Raw genomic sequence first — 2,506 nt, 5'->3', positions numbered from 1 at the left:
ATTTTTACTGAAAAAATGTCCCACTGTGAGCTGGTCACTTATCTGCTGTGCGGTATATCCATAGAGCTCGCATGCCTTGTCCACATACTTGCTGTTTGATGCAGCCATCAGACCTGCAGGTATATAGTACATATTTGCAACGCAGTGCTCAAAACCTGACACGACGAATACCATTATCGGGAAGAAGCATGCAAACAGCTTTCCAATTATATCCTTAGCCGAAGATGACATGAGAACCGCGATACACACGAGAATATTACACATTATTCCCGACATGAACGCATTGCAAAAATCAAGGCCTGTCTTACCCATAGCCACCTTGATGGTATAAGCGCCAAGGCCGCCTGCTGAATTATCAAACTGACCGCTTCCATATATAAGAGCTGCAGTCACAACTGATCCAAGCATATTGCTGAGATATACAATAACCCAATTCTTGAGCATCTGCACAAGCTTTATCCTACCATCAATAACCGCTGTTATCATCATACAGTTTCCGGTAAACAGCTCTGCACCGATAATCGATAACATCATGAGTCCTACAGGGAATATGCATCCTGCAAGAGTCTTCGCAAGTCCGAAATTGTCCACCGTATGCACCGCAAGGTTTGATCCCTCAGCTCCTATCGCAATGAACATTCCTGCAAAGAATCCCATCATGATCATCTTGTACAGCTTGAGATTTGCCTTTCCAACAGCACCCTTGAGATTATTCTCAATGATCTGTACCGGAACGTAGTAATTGTTTTCCATGATTTAATTGTCTCCTTAGTTTATAAGTTATTTGTTAGGCCCTCGGATATGCCTTTGCATATTCTTCCTTGAGCTTACTCTGCTTATTTGTAAGATATATCTGGGTTGTCGCAATATCCACATGTCCAAGCATCTCTTGAACAGACTTTATATCCGCTCCATTCCCCAACATATGTGAGGCAAATGAATGCCTTATCATATGAGGTGTTATATCCTTATCTATGCCGGCCTTAGCCGCATAATACTTTATTATCTTCCAGAATCCCTGTCTCGTCATAGGTGCACCCTTGCAGTTGAAGAACAGATAATCACTGCCTCCACTCATATCATCGCGCACCTCAGTAATATATCTGCTGAGGGCTCTCTGAGCAACCTCCGCAACCGGAACAGTCCTCACCCTGTCGCCGTCGTGGCACTCAATGAACCCAAGCTTTATGTTGACATCCGTGAGTTTCAATGTCACAAGCTCTGTGACACGTATTCCTGTAGCATACAACAGCTCCAGCATCGCCTTATCCCTGATCTCCTTTGGAGTCTTGTTGGTAGGCTGGTCGAGAAGCTTGTTCACCTCACTTATGGTAAGCGTCTCAGGAACCTTCTTCACGATCTTCGGAGGCTTGATATTCTCCGTTGGATCATCATTCACTATCCTCTCCCTCATGAGATAGGCATAGAATGACTTTATGGATGCAATGTTACGTGACACCGTAGCCATGGACATCCCCTGTTTCTCCATTTCCAACACATACGAAGTGATATAAGTTTCATTAATATCATCAATCCTCGTTATGCCCTTCTCGTCAAAATACCTGTAGAATTTTATCAGATCTCTCCGATATGATGCAACAGTATTCTCACTGGATTTTTTTACATTTCTTAAATAATCAACATATCTGTCTATGTATTGTTCCACTAATTTATCCCCTTAGTTATGTAGACTGAATTATATTATAAATACAAATGTAAATAAAATCAAACACTATTTTAACAAGTAAAATCAAGGCTTCACGGCATTTTTAATAAAAGTACAAAATGCGGTGCACGATCAAATTATGTATACTAGATATTGACATAATTCTTTTCAAAAATATTTCCACATTTTTTAATTCCGACAATGTTTCAGTTGAATTTTCTATGTTTCAAATTATGTGATTGCTTGTTTGGGAGCATTTCTTACCCCAATATGCGTAGATTGCAATTATTGTTTTGGAATCCACTATCCTGCCATCTCTTATCATATTGAGTGCATCATCAAGACCTATCTCCTCGGTCTCTATAAATTCATTCTCGTCCAATGCACATATTCCTCTGGTAAGTTCCCTGCCTATATACACGTAAGTCTGTTCATCACTTGTACCGATAGCCAGAACTGTTCTAGTCACATACTCCACAACCTTCGCGGTAAACCCTGTCTCTTCCCTGAGTTCTCTTCTGGCTGCATCTTCAGGAGACTCTCCCTCATCGATAAAACCAGCCGGAACCTCGTAGGTTATATCATCAATAGAATTCCTGTATTGCTTTATCAGTATGAGCGATCCATCGTCTTTCACTGGAAGAATGCATGCTCCCGGGTGATGCTTTATCAGATCATATACAACATCTCTGCCATCAGGCAGTTCAAGATAGTCGTTATATACATCAAACACATGCGCTCTGTATGCCACTTCCGTCTTTATCCTCTTGAATTTTTCCATCTTTTAATCTCACCTCCCGTTTTATAGTTTATCATGCATAAGAATGGTAAACTGTATAT

General features: G+C 40.9%; 3 protein-coding genes. All 3 read right to left on the bottom strand.

Annotated elements, in window-relative coordinates:
- A partial coding sequence (locus CCU_RS12200; RefSeq protein WP_208896233.1) for a formate/nitrite transporter family protein occupies positions 1-753 on the bottom strand: 753 nt, incomplete at its 3' end.
- A gap of 34 nt (positions 754-787) precedes the next feature.
- On the bottom strand, positions 788-1,666 hold the full coding sequence (gene xerD / locus CCU_RS12195; RefSeq protein WP_055144557.1) for a site-specific tyrosine recombinase XerD: 879 nt from the start codon (positions 1,664-1,666) through the stop codon (positions 788-790).
- 226 nt (positions 1,667-1,892) lie between these two features.
- Positions 1,893-2,447, bottom strand: a complete 555-nt coding sequence (locus CCU_RS12190; RefSeq protein WP_015534879.1) for an NUDIX hydrolase — start codon at positions 2,445-2,447, stop codon at positions 1,893-1,895.
- Positions 2,448-2,506 lie beyond the last annotated feature (59 nt).

This window comes from Coprococcus sp. ART55/1 (assembly GCF_000210595.1).
GTDB lineage: Bacteria > Bacillota > Clostridia > Lachnospirales > Lachnospiraceae > Coprococcus > Coprococcus aceti.
The sequence above is the reverse complement of the archived record's forward strand: the minus strand, read 5'-3'. Positions and strand labels throughout refer to the sequence as shown.

What these genes read in the sequence shown, in the direction of transcription:
- CCU_RS12190 (WP_015534879.1), bottom strand. Translation starts at nt 2,447, where the DNA reads ATGGAAAAATTCAAGAGGATAAAGACGGAAGTGGCATACAGAGCGCAT.